At 64.9% G+C, this 18,282-nt stretch carries 12 protein-coding genes; 6 read left to right on the forward strand and 6 right to left on the reverse strand.

Annotated elements, in window-relative coordinates; all coding sequences use genetic code 11:
- The first annotated feature begins 6 nt into the window (after positions 1-6).
- Positions 7-3,504 carry a S41 family peptidase gene (locus M1E17_RS08715; protein ID WP_457966766.1) on the forward strand — a complete coding sequence of 1,166 codons (3,498 nt, stop codon included), beginning with the start codon at positions 7-9 and terminating at the stop codon, positions 3,502-3,504.
- A gap of 150 nt (positions 3,505-3,654) precedes the next feature.
- On the opposite strand, the gene M1E17_RS08720 is transcribed toward M1E17_RS08715, so the two are convergent.
- The 5 genes from M1E17_RS08720 to M1E17_RS08740 form a co-directional block, all read right to left on the reverse strand.
- The gene (locus M1E17_RS08720) at positions 3,655-4,083 is read right to left on the reverse strand and encodes an OsmC family protein (protein WP_457966767.1); all 429 of its coding nucleotides are present in this window, start codon (positions 4,081-4,083) and stop codon (positions 3,655-3,657) included.
- Positions 4,084-4,270: 187 nt separating this feature from the next.
- Positions 4,271-4,621, reverse strand: coding sequence for a hypothetical protein (locus tag M1E17_RS08725; RefSeq protein WP_457966768.1), 351 nt, complete (start codon positions 4,619-4,621; stop codon positions 4,271-4,273).
- A gap of 189 nt (positions 4,622-4,810) precedes the next feature.
- Positions 4,811-6,604 (reverse strand): 2-oxoglutarate dehydrogenase, E2 component, dihydrolipoamide succinyltransferase, encoded by a 1,794-nt coding sequence (gene sucB / locus M1E17_RS08730; RefSeq protein ID WP_457966769.1) that lies wholly within the window; start codon positions 6,602-6,604, stop codon positions 4,811-4,813.
- A gap of 126 nt (positions 6,605-6,730) precedes the next feature.
- Complete coding sequence (lpdA, locus tag M1E17_RS08735; RefSeq protein WP_457966770.1) at positions 6,731-8,113, reverse strand: dihydrolipoyl dehydrogenase; 1,383 nt, start codon at positions 8,111-8,113, stop codon at positions 6,731-6,733.
- 252 nt (positions 8,114-8,365) lie between these two features.
- Entirely contained in the window at positions 8,366-9,892 is a 1,527-nt protein-coding gene (locus M1E17_RS08740) for a leucyl aminopeptidase (RefSeq protein WP_457966771.1), read from the reverse strand.
- A 258-nt stretch (positions 9,893-10,150) separates the two neighbouring features.
- Here M1E17_RS08740 and M1E17_RS08745 point away from each other — a divergent pair, with 258 nt between their 5' ends.
- The 4 genes from M1E17_RS08745 (at position 10,151) to M1E17_RS08760 (ending at position 15,478) form a co-directional block, all read left to right on the forward strand.
- Positions 10,151-11,089: a proteasome assembly chaperone family protein gene (locus M1E17_RS08745; protein ID WP_457967653.1), complete on the forward strand. Its 939-nt coding sequence runs from the start codon at positions 10,151-10,153 to the stop codon at positions 11,087-11,089.
- Positions 11,090-11,160: 71 nt separating this feature from the next.
- Positions 11,161-12,510, forward strand: a complete 1,350-nt coding sequence (locus M1E17_RS08750; RefSeq protein ID WP_457966772.1) for an MFS transporter — start codon at positions 11,161-11,163, stop codon at positions 12,508-12,510.
- A gap of 82 nt (positions 12,511-12,592) precedes the next feature.
- Positions 12,593-13,849 carry a DUF4192 family protein gene (locus tag M1E17_RS08755; protein ID WP_457966773.1) on the forward strand — a complete coding sequence of 419 codons (1,257 nt, stop codon included), beginning with the start codon at positions 12,593-12,595 and terminating at the stop codon, positions 13,847-13,849.
- Positions 13,850-14,149: 300 nt separating this feature from the next.
- On the forward strand, positions 14,150-15,478 hold the full coding sequence (locus M1E17_RS08760) for an RNA polymerase sigma factor (protein WP_457966774.1): 1,329 nt from the start codon (positions 14,150-14,152) through the stop codon (positions 15,476-15,478).
- A 187-nt stretch (positions 15,479-15,665) separates the two neighbouring features.
- Here M1E17_RS08760 and M1E17_RS08765 read toward each other — a convergent pair whose 3' ends face one another.
- A complete protein-coding gene (locus tag M1E17_RS08765; protein ID WP_267278632.1) occupies positions 15,666-15,887 on the reverse strand; it encodes a DUF7455 domain-containing protein in 222 nt (73 codons plus the stop codon).
- Positions 15,888-16,142: 255 nt separating this feature from the next.
- Here M1E17_RS08765 and M1E17_RS08770 point away from each other — a divergent pair, with 255 nt between their 5' ends.
- A complete protein-coding gene (locus M1E17_RS08770; RefSeq protein WP_457966775.1) occupies positions 16,143-18,251 on the forward strand; it encodes a DNA gyrase/topoisomerase IV subunit B in 2,109 nt (702 codons plus the stop codon).
- The last annotated feature ends 31 nt before the right edge of the window (positions 18,252-18,282 follow it).

The raw sequence follows: 18,282 nt of genomic DNA on the forward strand, positions 1-18,282 counted from the left end.
CGAACGATGACCTCTTCGAGTTACCTCCGCTTTCCGCATGTCCACGGCGATCTGGTTACTTTCGTGGCCGAGGACGACGTCTGGATTGCGCCCCTGGGCGGCGGCCGTGCCTGGCGGGTTTCCTCGCTCCAGCTCCCCGCCCGCAACCCCCGTTTCACACCTGACGGCAAGCGGCTCGTCTGGACCGTGGTCCAGGGCACGGCGCCTGAAGTGGTCACGGCGGAGGTCGACGGCGGCGGTTACCGGCAGCTGACCTATTTCGGGCACAGCAGCACCCGGGTCAAGGGCTTCACCGCCAACGGCTCCGTTATCGTGACCAGCGCCTTCCGCCAGGCTGAAAGCCGGCATACCTATGCCTACAGCCTCCCGGTGGATGGCGGATGGGCTGAGGAGCTTCCTTTTGGCCCCGTTGAATCCGTCGCCTTTGGACCGGAAGTCGGCGACGAGCGCCCCGTAGTCCTGGGCAGCGTTCTCTCCCGCGAACCTGCCTGGTGGAAGCGCTACCGCGGCGGCACAGCCGGCAAGCTGTGGATCGACACCGACGGCAACGGGGAGTTTGAGCGCCTCGTTCCGGAACTGGACGGAAACCTCACGGACCCCATGTGGGTGGACGGCCGGATCGCGTTCCTCTCCGACCATGAAGGGTACGGAAACCTGTACTCCGTCAAGCCAGGCGGAGGGGACCTGCGCCGGCACACTGACCATGAGGACTTCTACGTCCGGCATGCCTCCACCGACGGCCAGCGGGTCATTTTCGAATCGGCCGGCGAGCTGTGGCTCCTCAACGACCTTGAGTCAGAAGCCGTACGGCTGGACATCTCACTGGGTTCGGCCTCCCAGTCCCGGCGGCCGGGCCTCCTGAAGGCCTCGCAGCATCTCGGTGCGGTGGTTCCGGATGCCACCGGGTCCGCCAGTGCCGTAGAGGCCCACGGGACGATCCACTGGATCAGGCACAAGGACGGCCCGTCCCGCATCGTGGAGGCCACCCCCGGTGTCCGGGCCAGGCTTCCCCGGCCGCTCGACGGCGGCCGGCTCGCCTATATAGCCGACCACGACGGCGTGGAGGCCCTCTACATCAGGGAGATCGCCGCCCGGCTCCCCGGCGTCGCAGCCCCTGCCGGGGCGCAGGCTCCCGCGCCGGTTACACCAGCAGCTCCGCCGCAGAGTACGGACGCTGCGCTTCCCCGTCCGGTCCCTGCGGCCGGCGGCACGGGCCAGGTCCACGCCAGCGCAGTTGCTCCCGTCCCTGACGATTCAAGGGCCGATGTCGCCCCCGACCCGGCAGAATCACCGGCGGATGCGCAGGAGGCGCCCGCGGCCGCCCGCATCGACTTTCCGAAGCCCTCACGAGCCAGCGCCATGGAATCCAGCCCGGATGGCCGTTGGCTTGCCGTGGGCACGTCCTTTGGCGACGTGTATGTTGCCGATACCGCTTCCGGAAAGCTGTCCCTGGTAGCCAGCATCGGCGAAGGCACCATTGCGGAACTGGGCTGGTCGCCGGACTCCTGCTGGCTGGCCTGGTCCGAGCCGGTAACGTCCTTCGGCTCCAGGAGCAGGCTGCGCCTTGTCAACGTCTCCGACGCCGACGGCGGCGTAGTTGACGTTACCGACGGCCGCTTCTGCGACACATCCCCGGCCTTCACCCCGGACGGAAAGTTCCTGGCCTTCCTGTCCAACAGAAGCTTCGATCCGGTTTACGACGGACATTCATTCGACCTGTCCTTCCCCAGTCCCATCAAGCCCTATCTGGTGGCCCTGGCAACAGACACTCCATCCCCGTTCGGTCCGGCCGTAGACCTGGACGAGTCTGAGAACGGTCCTGGCAACAGCGGGAGTGCTGACAGCAGTGAAGCGGAAACGGAAGCCGGGGAGGCCGCCGCAGTGCGGGTCGATCCTGAAGGCCTGGCCCACCGCGTGATCGGCGTCCCGGTGCCGCAGGGCAACTACACGGCGCTGAAGACCACTGAGGGTGCACTGCTCTGGCTGGACTGGGCGCTGGCCGGGGTGACGGGTGACGGCAAGGCAAGCCAGGACGACAAGGACGCCCGCCCCAGCCTGGTCCGGTTCGACCTCGCCCGGCGCAAGTCATCCACCTTGGTGGAGGCGTTGGCCAGCTACCGGCTGTCAGGGGACCGCAGGAAGGTGGTGCTGGTCCACGACAAGCAGGTGATTGTGGTGCCTGCCGACGCGAAAGCCGATGAAGACTCAGGTCAGGTGGTCAAGGTGGACCTTGGCCGGATCAGGGTGATGATGGAGCCGCTCAGTGTCTGGGGCCAGGCATTTGACGAGGCCTGGCGCCTGCAGCGGGACTTCTTCTGGGCTGAGGACATGGCCGGCCAGGACTGGGAGTCAGTACACAAGCGCTACAGGCCCCTGGTGGACCGCCTCGGATCCCACGACGACCTCATCGACCTTCTGTGGGAACTCCACGGCGAGCTGGGGACTTCACACGCCTACGTCAAGCCTGCGCCGGTCACTGAAAATGGCAGCAACGGCCAGGGCAGGCTCGGTGCTGACCTCGCCTTGACGCCGGCAGGCTGGGAAATCACCCGCATCCTGGCCGGTGAATCCTCCGATCCGCTGGCAACCTCACCCTTGACCCGCCCGGGGGCGGGGGCCAAAGCCGGTGACGTGGTGCTGGCCATCGACGGAGTGCCCCTCTCGGATTCCGTCACCCCGGCGATGTTGCTCGTGGGCGCGGCCGGCCGTGCCGTGGAGCTCACCCTCAGCAACGGAGCCGGGCATGGAACAGAGGCAGGCAGGCAACGGCGCATCGCTGTTGTCCCCATCAAGGATGAAGAACGCCTGCGCTACCAGGAGTGGGTTGCCGGCAACCGCCGCACGGTCCGGGAAGCATCACACGGAACGTTTGGATACCTGCACATCCCTGACATGATGGCCAACGGCTGGGCGCAGCTCCACCGGGACCTGGACACGGAGACGGCCCTGGATGGACTGATTGTCGATGTCCGGCGGAACCGTGGCGGACACACCTCGCAGCTGGTGGCCGAACTGATTGGCCGGAAAGTGACGGGCTGGAGCATGCCCCGCGGAGAACGGCCCAGGACGTATCCGCATCACGCTCCCCGTGGCCCCGTAGTCATCCTCGCCGATGAGTTTGCCGGGTCCGACGGCGACATCATCACCCAGGTATCCAAGCTGCGGGGAATCGGACCCGTCATTGGTACCCGCACCTGGGGCGGTGTGGTGGGCATCGACAACCGGTTCTCGCTCGCTGACGGTACAGGGGTCACCCAGCCGAGGTACGCGAACTGGTTCACCGGCGGCGTTGGATGGAGCGTGGAGAACTATGGCGTGGACCCGGACATCGAGGTGACGTACCCGCCCCATGCGTACGCCGCCGGCCGTGACCCGCAGCTCGAATACGGGATCGGCGCACTCAAGGAAATGATCCAGGAACTGCCCACCGACAGGCCACCGGTCCGTGAGGGTTACCGCAGCCTCCGGCCCGCCCCGCTCCCGGCCCGCAAGCCAGTGGTCTAAGGCCGGAAAGTTATAGCCGAAGCACAGGAAAGGCCCCGTTTCTGCCCCGAATATCAGGGGAGAAACGGGGCCTTCGTGCTGCCCTGGCGCTATTGCCGTGGCGTCAGCGGCGGCATGCCCGCTGACGCCGACGCATCACGCCTTCGCTGATCAGGACTGCAGTGTTGCGTCCAGGGTGATGTCGATGCTCGCGAGTGCTCCCGAAACAGGGCAGCCGGTCTTCGCCTCACCGGCGATCTTCTGGAATTCGTCTTCGCCGATGCCGGGGATCCGCGCGGACACGGTCAGGTGGCTGCCCGTAATACCGGTTCCGGGAACGAACGTGACGTCAGCCTTGGTGTTGACCTCTTCCGGTGCGTGGCCGGCCTGGGCCAGCATGTTGCTGAACGCCATGGAGTAGCAGCTGGCATGCGCAGCGGCGATCAGTTCCTCCGGGCTGGTCTTTCCTTCGGCGGCTTCGGTGCGTGCCTTCCAGGTGACGTCAAAGGTGCCGAGGCCTGAGCTGTCCAGCGTGGTCTGGCCGGAACCCTTCATCAGGTCGCCGTTCCATACTGTGTGTGCGGTGCGTGTTGCTGCCATGTCCACTCCTCAAGGTCGATTCAATCCGGGGCCGGCCGCAGCCTCACCCCGCCGGTTTCAATCCTAGGGAGTTCACCGCGCACTCGCACGGGTTGTCCGCTCTCAGTGGATTGTGACTGCACGGGATGTCTCCCTGCGCCGTCGGCATATCTGAATGCGCCGTCGGCACCGGGCAAGAGGCGGGGAATTAGTTCCAGAGCGTGGCAATGGCCACGTTGAGGAGGGCAAGGCCGCCTACACTGTGGGCGAGGCCCTTGCTGATGGGTTCACCCTTCTTGTACTTGCGGCTGCCGATAAAGGCCAATACCGCAACGGCAAGGCCAATGGCCAACTTGATCCCCAGCTTCGTGTAATTGGCGTCCATGGCCAGGGCCGGGATCAGTCCCATCATCGCGCCGCCCGTGATGACTTGGGTTGCCGCGCCGTCGAACTGGCGTGGGTGGACTGTGGGCTTCTTCATGTTGCCGATCCAGATCCCCACAACCATGGCAGCGCCGACAATGTGGAGGAAGACCATGACGTTATACAGGATGTCCATGGACCTCAGTCTAGCCAGACGTTCTACGTCATGTAGTAAGACCCGCGTTGCCGGCAGGCGTTTCTTCCTCTTCGGCCGCAAGCATCATGAGGAACACCATTAAATAACGACGGCGGCGCAGTCGTTCCGGTGGTTTCCCACCGGCGTCTGCACCGCCGTCGTTCACTTTTTTGTTAGGTAAAACGTGAGCTAGAGGCCCAGGTCGCTTTCGAAGGCACCTTCTTCAAGGCGGGCCTTCAGCGTCTGGAGGAAGCGGCCTGCATCGGCCCCGTCCACCAGGCGGTGGTCGTAGGTCAGGGAGAGGTACATCATGGACCGGATGGCGAGGGAATCGTCACCGTTTTCGTCGGAAACAACGACGGCTCGCTTGACGATGGCGCCGGTGCCCAGGATCCCCACCTGTGGCTGGTTGATGATCGGGGTGTCGAACAGTGCCCCGACTGAGCCGATGTTGGTGATGCTGAACGTTCCGCCGGACAGTTCGTCCGGTCCGATCTTCCCGCCGCGGGTGCGGCCGGCAACGTCCGCGATCTTCCCGGCCAGGCCGGCCAGGTTCAGGCTTCCGGCATCCGCGATCACGGGCACCAGGAGTCCCTTGTCCGTGTCCACAGCGATCGCCAGGTGCTCGGCGTTGTGGTACGTGATCTCCTGCTTGTCCTCGTCGTAGGCGGCGTTAAGCTTCGGGTGCTGCTTCAATGCCTCGGCAACGGCCTTGGCAATAAACGGCAGGAAGGTGAGCTTGACGCCGTTCTGGGCCTGGAACGAGTTCTTGGCCTTGAGGCGCAGCTTGGCGATCTTGGTCATGTCCACCTCGTGCACCTGCGTCAGCTGCGTCGAGATTTCAAGGGATTCGCGCATCCGTCGGGCGATGACCTGGCGGATGCGCGGGGCCTTCTGCACGGTGCCGCGCAGGGATGAAGCGGCGGGAGCGGCGGCGGCAGGAGCAGCGGGTGCCGACGGAGCAGCAGGGGCAGCGGCTGCAGCGGGCGCAGCCTTTGCTTCTGCGGCTGCGAGGACGTCCTGCTTGCGGATGCGTCCACCCACACCGGTGCCGGTCAGGGAGGAGATATCCACACCCTGCTGGTTGGCCAGCTTGCGGACCAGGGGAGTGACGTAACCGGAGTCGGAGCCATTGGCAGCAGGTGCGCCGGCAGGTGCCGGAGCAGCAGCAGGTGCCGGAGCGGCTGCCGGAGCGGGAGCAGCAGCCGGTGCGGCTTCCTGCTTCGGTGCCTCCTGCTGGGGTGCTTCGGCCTCAGTTGCTGCAGCCGGGGCTGCGGGAGCCGCGGGCGCCTCCTGCTGCGCTTCCGGAGCGGGGGCGGGTGCGGCGGCGGGGGCTGAGGCACCGGAGCCGATAACGGCGAGAACGGCGCCCACCTCGGCGGTTTCGTCCTCGTTGACTCGGATTTCCTGGAGCGTTCCGGCCACGGGGGACGGGATCTCGGTGTCTACTTTGTCAGTTGATACCTCAAGCAGCGGCTCATCAACCTCAACGGAGTCGCCAACGGCCTTGAGCCAGCGGGTCACGGTGCCTTCCGTGACGCTCTCACCGAGAGCGGGCAAGGTGACCTCGTGGCTGTCGCCACCGGCTGCGGGTGCCTGCGCTGCTTCTTCGGCAGGCGCGGCGGGGGCAGCTGCTTCAGCCGGAGCAGTCGGGGCTGCCTCCTCTGCAGGAGCAGCTGGAGCTTCTTCTTCCGCCGGAGCAGCAGGGGCTGCTGCAGCAGCAGGGCTGGTGCCGTTGGATCCGGAACCGTCGCCGATGCGGACCAGGGGAGCGCCCACTTCGGCGGTCTCGTCTTCGGCAACGAGGATTTCCTCGATGACGCCGGCTATCGGAGAGGGGATTTCGGTGTCTACTTTGTCGGTGGAAACCTCGAGCAGCGGCTCGTCCACTTCTACCCGGTCACCTACCTGCTTGAGCCAGCGGGTGACGGTTCCTTCGGTGACGCTCTCACCGAGGGCGGGCAAGTTAACGGATTCAGACATGTCGTCCCCGTTCTCCTTATTGATCTTTAGTGCGGATGATTGCTGCCTTGTTGAGCTTAGTCCACCCGGCAGATCGTGCCGGGTGGACCAAGCTCTGATGTCTTGCGGTAATACTGCGGCGGAAAATTAGCCGTGGAGGGCTTTGCCCGCGAGTGCCAGGTGGGCTTCGCCCAGGGCCTCGTTCTGCGTGGGGTGCGCGTGGACCAGCTGGGCCACGTCCTCCGGGTAGGCTTCCCAGTTCACGATGAGCTGGGCTTCACCGATCTGCTCGCCCATGCGGGAACCGATCATGTGCACACCCACCACGGGGCCGTCCTTCTGGCGGACCAGCTTGACCAGGCCGCCGGTGCCCAGGATGGAGCTCTTGCCGTTGCCGGCCAGGTTGTATTCCTGGATCTGGATCTGGTCGTCGCCGAACTTTTCCTTTGCGGCCTTCTCCGTATAGCCCACCGTCGCGATTTCAGGTTCGCAGTAGGTGACCTTGGGGATGTTGACGTCTTCAACGATGACGGGCTTAAGGCCCGCGATCTCCTCGGCAACAAAGATGCCCTGCTGGTAGCCGCGGTGCGCGAGCTGGACGCCGGGGACGATGTCACCCACGGCGTAGATGTTCCCCACGCCGGTGTGCAGGCGCTCGTTGGTGATGACGAAGCCGCGGTCAATGGTGACGCCGGCCTCTTCGTAACCGAGGTTGGCCGTGACGGGGCCGCGGCCAACAGCTACCAAGAGGAGTTCGGCGTCGAACGTCTGCCCGTCCACCAGGGTGACCTTGACTCCGGAGTCGTTCTGCTCGACGCCCTGGAAGAAGATACCGGTGGAGAACTTGATGCCGCGCTTCTTGAAGGCGCGCTCCAGGTTCTTCACGATGGCGGTGTCCTCGTTGGGAACCAGTGAGGGCAGGCCCTCGACGATGGTGACGTCTACGCCGAAGGACTTCCATACTGAGGCGAATTCGACGCCGATGACGCCGCCGCCGAGCACGATTGCGCTCTTGGGGATGTAGTCCATGACGAGGGCTTCGTCGGAGGTGATGACGCGTCCGCCGATTTCCAGGCCGGGGAGGGACCGGGAGTAGGAGCCGGTGGCGAGGACGATGTTCTTGCCCTTGTAGGCGGTGCCGTTCACTACAACGGTGTCGGTGCCCTGAAGCTTGCCTTCACCTTCGATGACGGTGATGCCCTTGGACTTGATGAGTCCCTGCAAGCCCTTGAACTTGCCGGCGACGATGCCGTCTTTGTACGCGTTGACGGCGTTGATGTCGATGCCGTCGAGGGTGACGTTCACGCCATACTTGGCGGAGTCACGGGCGTGGTCGGCCAGTTCGGCCGAGTGAAGCAGGGCCTTGGTGGGGATACAGCCGTTGTGGAGGCAGGTGCCACCGAGTTTGCCCTTCTCCACGAGGCCCACGGTGAAGCCAAGCTGTACGGCCCGCAGGGCGGTGGCGTATCCGCCGCTGCCGCCACCGAGTACCAGGATGTCGAATTCTTGCGCAGTTGCCTGATCGGCCACTTAAACGCTCCCTCGCGTGAACGATGACACGAGCGTGCACGCATCATCTGGTCTTGGAACTTGTACTGCCGAGATTATGCCAGCAGGCAGGTTCTCTTTCATTTGTGACTACCGGGTTCACCTTAGCGAACCACTTATCCATGCTCCACCTTGCAACCATGTTTTGTGGAGCGCTTGTGTCCAGTGTCACGCGGCTTTGTGTCCAACGGATCATTGGGGTGTCACAAAGCCGCACAACACTCGACAAACACGTCAGGCGGCAGCGCCCAGGAGGTCTTCCACGTAGGCCACCAGGGTGCGGACTGTGCTGCCCGTTCCCTGCTTGTGGGTGTAGCCGTAGGGGCTGCCGTTGTTGAAGGACGGGCCGGCAATGTCTATGTGTGCCCAGGGGATCTGCTCCCCGTCCTTGCCCTTGCCCACAAACTCGCGCAGGAAAACGGCTGCGGTCATCATGCCGCCGTGGCGTTCCCCGATGTTGGCGAGGTCGGCCACCTGGGAGTCAAGGCTGGGACGCAGTTCCTCCGGCAGGGGCATGGGCCACACCAGCTCACCGGCCCGGTCTGCCGCGGCCTTGAGCGGACCCGTGACGCTGTCAGACCCCATCACTCCGGCCGTCCGGTTACCCAGGGCAATAAGCTGCGCTCCGGTCAGGGTGGCGACGTCGATGATCGCGTCCGGGTATTCCCTGCTCGCTGCCACCAGGCCGTCGGCCATCACCAGGCGTCCCTCGGCGTCGGTGTTCAGGACCTCGACGGTCTTGCCGCCGAACATGGTCAGCACATCGGCCGGCCGGGAGGCGGCACCTGAGGGCATGTTTTCGGCGATGCACAGCCAGGCGGTGGCCTTGACCGGCAGTCCCAGGCCCGCGAGCGCCAGCACAGTGTTGAGGACGACGGCGGCGCCCGCCATATCGCTCTTCATGTCACCCATGTTCAGGGCCGGCTTGATGGAGATGCCTCCGGTGTCGAAGGTGATGCCCTTTCCGACCAAAGCGATCTTTGCCGTTGCCTTGGCCGGGGCGTATTCCACCTTGACCAGGCGGGGCTGGCGGGTGGAACCCTTGCCCACGCCCATGATCCCGCCGAAGCCTTCCTTCTCGAGGCGCCGTTCATCCCACACGGTGACCTTCACGGGGAGGCCTTTGGCCAGTTCCTTGGCGGCCTCGGCAAATGACTCCGGGTAGAGATGGCTCGGCGGCTGGTTGACCAGGGACCGGGTGGCATTGACGGCCTTGCCGATCAGTCCCGCGCGGGTCAGGGCGGCATTGAGTTCCTTGTCCCCGGCAACCTCGGTAAAGATCACCGCGTTCCGTACGGGGTCCTTCATGCCGTTCTTGGACGTCCGGTATTCCGTAAACGAATAGGCGCCCAGCGCGGCACCTTCGGCGAGCGCCGCGACGTCGGCGACTCCCGCCGTCGGAAGCGCAATGACAACCGTGGCCAGGCCGGCCAGCTGGCGCACTGCGGAACCTGCGGCCCGGCGGAGTGCTTCCTCTTCCAGCGTGCCGTCCGTGCCCACTTTGCCCACGCCGGCCAGAACCAGGACGCCGGCGCCGGTCTCCGGCAGGCCGGGAAGCCTGACGATCTGGTCCGCTGCGCCCGTGACACCGAGTGCCTTCAGCGAATCAGCAAGCGCTTCGGCAGACTTGGCTGCCAGGGGATTGTCGAGGAGGACGGGTCCATCGGGTCCCTGTCCGACGCCGATGACAACGGCGTCGGACGACGCCTTCCTGAGGTCCCGTGAGAGGGTACTAAGGTTAATTTCGGTATTCTTGACCACCGGGTCAGTCCTCAATTCTCGAAAGATTGTTCGGGCAGGAAGCATGTTAGGCGCACTGCCATGGAAACCCGGCTGCCGTCGGCTTCGGACGCCGCCGGGATGTCTGCGAAGCCCGTTGCCGGGCCAGTTTCGATCGTAGCCGGTATGCGTGGCGGCGGGGGAATCTTTGGAGACCTGCGCCACACCACCACACGGAATGCCCGGGCGCCCGGCAACGTTGTAAAAGGTATCCACCCGAATCCACGAAAGGAACATCCCGTGCTTGAACGGATTTCCGGCTCCCTGCTGGACCCCGATGCGCTCTACGCGAGCAACATCGAGTTGTTCCACAGCCCGGCGCTCCGCGGGCTGAACCTGGTGATGGGCTTCACCGGGTTTGCCGATGCCGGCCATGTGGTCAAGCAGATCAATGCCGAGCTGCTGGACACCCTCGACGCCGAGCCGGTGGCGGTGTTCGATGCCGACCAGCTGATTGACTACCGGTCCAGGCGGCCCCACGTCTCCTTTGTGGAGGACCACCTGCAGGACTACCAGGCGCCCCGGCTGGCGCTGTATCGGCTGATCGACGGCCTCGGAAATCCGTTCCTTCTGCTGGCCGGGTTCGAACCGGACCTTCAATGGGAGCGGTTTGCCCGCGCTGTTGTGGGGATTGTGGAAAAGCTCGACGTGAACCTCGTGACCTGGATCCACTCCATTCCCATGCCTGTTCCGCATACCCGCCCGGTAGGCGTCACCGTCCACGGCAACAGGCCGGAACTGATCGAAGGCATCTCGGTGTGGAAGCCCACGGTGGAGGTCCCGGCGGCTGTCGGCCACATCCTGGAACTCCGGCTGGTTGAGGCCGGACGCAACGTCGCGGGCTACGTGATCCACGTTCCGCACTACCTGGCCGAGGCGGAATACCCCACGGCCGCAGTGGCGGGCCTGGAATACCTTGGTGCCGCAACGTCCCTGATGCTGCCGACTGACAGGCTCCGGGAAGCGGGCCGGGAAGTGGGACGCCAAATCGCTGAACAGATTGACGCCTCCGAAGACGTGCAGCAGGTGGTATCACGGCTCGAGTCCCGCTACGACGAGAAGGCTGAGGGCACGGTCCGGAGGTCGCTCCTTGCTGATGAAAACGACCAGCTGCCCAATGGGGACGTGCTGGGGGCTGCGGTTGAGGCATACCTCGCCAGGGAAAATCCTGCCCAGTAGCCTGCGGTCGGCGCACCGCCACCCCTCAGGCGCATGCCCGGGCCGCCGCGCGGCCCGGGCATAATAAGGGAGTGACTGCACCCCGGGCCTGGCTGATTTGGACCATCGGCATCTTCGCGTATCTGGTGGCCGTCACGCAGCGGACCTCGTTCGGTGTTGTAGGTCTTGAAGCCACCGAGCGGTTCCATGCCGGTGCGTCAGCGATCTCCTTCTTCACTGTTCTGCAGCTCCTGGTGTACGCCGGGCTGCAAATCCCGGTTGGCCTCCTGGTGGACAGGTTCGGCTCCCGGGCGATGATCGCCGGCGGCGCACTCCTCATGGGACTCGGCCAGCTCCAGCTTGCCTTTGCGGACAGTATCCCGGGCGGCGTTGCGGGGCGCGTACTGGTGGGTGCCGGGGACGCCATGACCTTTATTTCCGTGATCCGGCTGATTCCGCTGTGGTTTGCCCCGTCCCGCGTGCCTCTCGTGACGCAACTAACGGGTATGTCCGGCCAGCTCGGACAGCTGTTCAGCGTGGTTCCTTTTGCCCTGGTCCTTCATTTCTCCGGCTGGACTCCGGCTTTCCTGATGCTTGCCGGCATGTCCGGAGTCGCCGTCGTGCTGGTCCTGGTCCTGCTGCAGGACGTCCCGCCCGGAACACCGCGGCCCCAGGCGCAGCAGGGCCTGCGCGCCACCGGTGTGTCGCTTGCGCGGGCCTGGCGGCAGCCGGGCACCAGGCTGGGACTGTGGAGCCACTTCACCATCCAGTTCAGCGGCACCGTGTTTGCCATGACGTGGGGATATCCCTTCCTGATCTCCGCCCAGGGCCTGGATACCGGGACTGTCGCGGGACTCATGGGGCTTTACGTGGCGGGCGCCCTGGCCGTGGGCCCCTTCATCGGCCGGTTTGTCTCCAGGCACCCGCTGCGCCGGTCCACCCTGGTCCTGCTGATCGCGGCCGCCACTGCCGCTGCCTGGGCCGCGGTGCTGCTCACCCCTGGCCGTTCCCCGCTCTGGCTTCTTGCCGGGCTTGTGGTGGTGCTCGCCATCGGCGGGCCCGGCTCCATGATCGGCTTCGATTTCGCCCGGACCTTCAATCCCGCCCACCGGATCGGCACAGCCACCGGCATTGTGAACGTGGGCGGGTTCATCGCTGCCCTGATATCAATTTTCCTGATCGGGCTCGTACTGGACATTCTCCATGCCAGCGGGTTCTCCAACGGCGTTCTGTACGGCCTGGAACCGTTCCGGCTCGCGCTCAGCGTCCAGTTCCTGGTTCTGGGATTCGGTGCGGCCGCAACGCTGCTCTGCCGCCGGAAGGTGCGCCGGCAGATGGCGGCGCAGGGGGTTGTTGTCCCTCCGCTGCTCCGCAGCCTGGCCGAACAGCGGCGGGCAAGCCTGGCGCAGCGGCGCCAGGGCTCACGGCCTTCTGAGGACTGACACTTTTCCTCCACAGGTTGCCTTGTGCACATGGCGGAGATCGGTTGTTCCGTGCCGCAGGACGGGCGCCAAAACTGGAGGCATGACACCTCCGGAACACCTGACAGTCCAAGGCCCTGAAGACGTCCTGGGGTTTATCCCGCATTCCCTGGGGTATTGGCCGGCCGAAAGCCTGGTGGCCATGACGCTCCACGGCAAACGGCTGGGGGCAACCCTTCGGCTGGACCTGCCCGGACCTGGAACCCTCGCGGACCCGCGGGAGTTCGCGCGCACCGTACGGGATTATCTCCGGGCCGACCAGCACGCCGACGCCGCCTTGCTGGTGTTCTTCACCGACGACGGCTGGATGGAACTCCCTCATACCTGCACGTACACGGGCCTCCTGGCGGCGCTGCAGGCCGTTCTGGGCACATCCGGGATGCCCGTCCGGGATGCCTGGTACGTAGGGGACAGGTACTGGCGCGATGCCTACTGCCTGGACCAGTCGTGTTGCCCCTTGCCCGGCCGGCCCATCGAGGAGATCCGGGACAGCAGGCTCAACGCCGAAATGGTGTACCGCGGCAGCAGCGTGGGGCCCGCCCCCGATCAGCACGCCCAACAGCCTGGTTCCGTTTCTGCTGAAGCTGCCGCCTCACTCCTGGCGGCCGAAGAGGAGTGGTCCAGCCAACTGAACCCGCGGCGGGGGAGCCGCGCGCAGTTTGAGGCGCTCCTGGGCTTCTGGGCGGGATTACTCGACTCCCCGCCGGGTGATGCCCTTCCGGAAGGCCACCTGGCTTTCCTTCGCGCGTCACTCCGGGTGCCGGCCTGGCGGGACGCGGTGCTGGTGATGGCGGCTGCAGGCGCAGCCACCGCGCAGGAGGGGGCCGGACAGTTCGGAATTTTCGACGGCGGCTGCCTCCTTGCGCCGGTTGGCCCCTGTCCTGCCGGACCGTCCTCCCCACCAGGAAACGCCCGGCGGCCTGCCGGGACGCCAGCTGACGCTTCCACTCAAGGCTCTTCCGCTGCAGTTACTGATCTGCCCGGCTACGGCGAAGTCCTGCCCGGATTGAAGCCTGTCCTGCCGGACTGGGGCAGGCTCAACAGCCTGGACCGCATCCTGGCGAGCCTCTCGGTATATGGAGGGCAGGCAGCGGCTGCCGCACTGACGGGACGCGGGTGGATCGCCTGGTGCCGGGGCCGTGGATCGTATGCGGCCGCCTATCTTGGACAGGCGCTCCAGATGGAGGCGGAGTACAGGCTGGCGGAACTGATGCTGGAACTGGTGCGGCGGGGCACGCTCTGCGGCTGGGCGGCCCGGAAGGAGGCGGCCTGGCAACGGTTCGAACCGGACGCGGCCTAGGACTGTCGGCGGGGACGGTTGGCCGGGACGGTTGGGGGGCCGCCGTCCTGCAGCCCGGAGCGGCACTGGCATGAGGTCCTGTTTGGGAAAACCATGAGACAATGGATGCCGAGACCCGGTTGGGTCCGTGAATCGAGTGCAGGTAATGGCACCCTGACGGGAACATTACAGCCGCCCCGGCAGTTCTACTTGTAGACTCTGCCAGCCGTGGTTGCACCTGATATTCATCACGGACTTGACAGGGTCATAGTGGTGTTGCCCGTATGGTGATTCCACAGACCGCCGCTAGAAAGGTTTTCTGTGACCCCGTCTTCCGCGAAGAAGGAACCCGCCGCCCAGGACGATTTGTCCTCTGAGGAGAAGCAGGCTGCAACGAACGCCAAGCGAGCAGCCACGCGGGCAGCCAACAATGCTGTCAAGGATGCCGCCTCCGGTGATGCCGGTATCGATGGCAGGCCTGAACCCAAGAAGCGCGGGCCCAAGCCCGGCGCCAAAGCCGCTGCCGCGGCCGCCGGAAAGTCTGCCCGCGGTGCCGACTCCGACGACGAGGATGAGGTTGAGGAAGACCTTGACGACATCATCCTTGAAGGCGCCGACGCCGGCGACGACGGCGAAATCGACGCCGCCAAGGCCGCTTCGGCAGCCACCGGTAAGGGATTTGTCTACTCGGACGCGGACGACGACGACGCCCCCGTCCAGCAGGTCATGTCAGCCGGTGCAACGGCTGACCCCGTCAAGGATTACCTGAAGCAGATCGGTAAGGTTGCGCTGCTCAACGCCGAGCAGGAAGTTGACCTGGCGCTGCGGATCGAAGCGGGCCTTTTTGCCGAAGAGAAGATCAATGCCGATGACGGCTCCATGGATCCGAAGTTCAAGCGCGAGCTGGAATTCGTCATCCACGACGGCAAGCGGGCCAAGAACCACCTGCTGGAAGCCAACCTCCGCCTCGTCGTCTCGCTGGCCAAGCGTTACACCGGCCGCGGCATGCTCTTCCTTGACCTCATCCAGGAAGGCAACCTGGGCCTGATCCGCGCCGTGGAGAAGTTTGACTACACCAAGGGCTTCAAGTTCTCCACCTACGCCACGTGGTGGATCCGCCAGGCCATCACCCGCGCCATGGCCGACCAGGCACGCACCATCCGAATCCCGGTGCACATGGTCGAAGTCATCAACAAGCTGGCCCGCGTCCAGCGGCAGATGCTCCAGGACCTTGGCCGCGAGCCCACGCCCGAAGAGCTTGCCCTGGAACTGGACATGACCCCGGAGAAGGTGGTGGAGGTCCAGAAGTACGGCCGCGAACCGATTTCCCTCCACACGCCGCTTGGCGAAGACGGCGACTCCGAGTTCGGTGACCTCATCGAGGACTCCGAGGCTGTTGTCCCTGCCGATGCCGTGAGCTTCACGCTTCTGCAGGAGCAGCTGCACTCCGTGCTGGACACCCTCTCCGAGCGTGAAGCCGGCGTGGTGGCCATGCGCTTCGGCCTCACCGACGGACAGCCGAAGACTTTAGACGAAATCGGCAAGGTCTACGGAGTCACGCGCGAGCGGATCCGCCAGATCGAATCCAAGACCATGTCCAAGCTCCGCCACCCGTCGCGGTCGCAGGTGCTGCGGGACTACCTGGACTAGGCACTGGACTAAGGCAGCGCGGGGTCACCCCTCCCAACGGCCCCTGGGCCGTGGGAAGAGCGGCCCCGCGTCCCATTTGCCGCCGGTTAACAGGCTCGGCGGACGGCAGGCTGTGAACGTGTTGCTTAAAGAATCAGGACCCCTCCAATGGAGGGGTCCTGATATGTGTAATGGTCAGACGGTGAAATCAGTCGATTTCGACGGGTGCCTTCTCGTGAAGCCGGCCCGTCTCGTCGTGCCAGTCGGAGCTCAAGGGCTTGAGTGTCGCCTCGACCGCACGCGAGTGGTGGCCGCAGAAGAGCAGCTCACCGCCGGAGGACTCGAGTACAACCCGGACATATGCCTGAGCTCCGCAACGATCGCACCGGTCCAGTGCGTTGAGTGTGCGGGCTGCCACTGCTGTGGTCATATCGGCCTCCTTAGTAGATCTGTACCTCCATATAACCAGTAGTTTTAGCGAATCCATCGCAAGTATTGGGCAAGTTCGCTGTCCGCGTAGCCGCAAGAATTGATCAAGGTCCCCGCAGGGCGTCAAAAAAACATAACGGGGACGGGCCGTGTGCCTGTTTAAAAGCGTGGTGGGCGGGCGACCCGTGGCCCTCCGGCTACCCTTGGAAGGGTGCTTTATGCACCAGCTGTTCCGTCATTGAAGGAGTTCACACCCGTGGCACCAAGTTCTGATTACACCGCCCGGCACCTCTCGGTTCTGGAGGGCCTCGAGGCCGTCCGCAAGCGGCCGGGCATGTACATCGGATCCACAGATTCCCGCGGCCTGATGCACTGCCTCTGGGAGATCATCGACAACTCCGTGGACGAAGCCCTGGCCGGTTTCGGCCACGACATTAAGATCATCCTGCACGCGGACAACTCAGTGGAGATCCACGACGACGGCCGCGGCATCCCGGTGGACATGGAACCCAAGACTGGACTCACCGGGGTCGAGGTGGTGTTCACCAAGCTCCATGCGGGCGGCAAATTTGGTGGCGGTTCCTACACGGCCTCCGGCGGTCTCCACGGTGTTGGCGCCTCCGTGGTGAACGCCCTGTCCGCCCGCCTCGACGTTGAGGTGGACCGCGGCGGCAAAACGTACAAGATGTCCTTCCGGCGGGGAGAGCCAGGCCGGTTCAACGACCTGGGCAGCAGGCTGGACCCCTCGGCCACGTTTGCCCCTTTTGTGGACGGTTCCGTCCTTGACGTGGTGGGCAAAGCGAAGCGGGGGATCACCGGCACCCGGATCAGGTACTGGGCTGACCGCCAGATCTTCACCCAGGACGCCAAATTCTCCTATGACGAGCTGGCAGCCCGCGCCCGTCAGACGTCCTTCCTGGTGCCGGGACTGAAGCTCACCGTCCGTGATGAGCGCAGGCTCCCCGGCACGCCGGGTGAAGCAGCCCCGCACGAGGAAGTCTTCCACCACGACGGCGGCATCTCGGAGTTCGTTGATTTCCTGGCCGCCGATCCGGCCGTCACCGATATCTGGCGGCTTCACGGATCCGGCAAGTTCAAGGAAACCGTGCCGGTGCTGGATGAGCGGGGCCACAGCCAGCTGGCGGAGGTTGAGCGCGACTGCGAAGTGGACGTTGCCCTCCGTTGGGGCATCGGCTACGACAGCACTGTCCGCAGCTTTGTCAACATCATCTCCACGCCCAAGGGCGGAACACACCAGTCGGGCTTTGAACAGGCGCTGGTGAAGACTTTCCGCAAGGCCGTGGAAAGCAACGCCCGCAAGCTCAAGGCCGGCAACGACAAAATCGAGAAGGACGACATTTTCGCCGGCCTGACAGCGGTCCTGACAGTCCGCCTCGCCGAGCCACAGTTCGAGGGCCAGACAAAGGAAATCCTGGGTACATCTGCGGTCCGGGCCATCGTGGCCAAGGTGGTGGAGCACGAGATCAATGCCAAGCTCAATTCCGCCAACCGGAACGACAAGGCCCAGTCGGCCCTGCTGCTGGAAAAAATCGTCAGCGAAATGAAGTCGCGCATTTCCGCCCGGGTCCACAAGGAAACCCAGCGACGCAAAAATGCGCTGGAAACCTCATCGATGCCCACCAAGCTGGCAGACTGCCGGACTGACGACGTCGAACGGTCCGAACTGTTTATTGTGGAAGGCGACTCGGCGCTGGGTACCGCCAAACTGGCACGGTCCTCAGACTTCCAGGCGCTGCTGCCGATCCGCGGCAAAATCCTGAACGTGCAGAAGGCTTCGGTGGGGGACATGCTCTCCAACACCGAGTGCGCGGCCCTGATCCAGGTGGTTGGCGCCGGTTCGGGACGCAGCTTCGATCTTGCCGCGGCGCGGTACGGGAAGGTCATCCTGATGACCGACGCGGACGTGGATGGTGCCCACATCCGGACGCTGCTGCTGACCTTGTTCTTCCGGTACATGCGGCCGATGATCCTGGACGGCCGCGTGTTTGCTGCTGTCCCGCCTCTGCACCGGGTGGAGGTCATCAACGCCGGGCAGAAAGCCAACGAGATGATCTACACCTACTCCGAGGCTGAGCTTCATGTCCTGCTGGCGCGGCTGGCCAAGGAGGGCAAGCGCTACAAGGAGCCCATCCAGCGCTACAAGGGCCTGGGTGAAATGGACGCCGAACAGTTGGCCGAGACCACCATGGACCCGCGGCACCGCACGCTCCGGAAGGTGGGCATCGAGAACGCCCAACAGGCGGAGGACACCTTTGACCTGCTGATGGGCTCGGATGTGGCGCCGCGCAAGGACTTCATCATCGCTGGAGCGTCGAGCCTGGACAGGGAGCGGATCGACGCCTGACCGGCGCTGCCGCTGACCCGCGGCTCAGCCC

The organism is Arthrobacter sp. D1-29 (assembly GCF_054130585.1).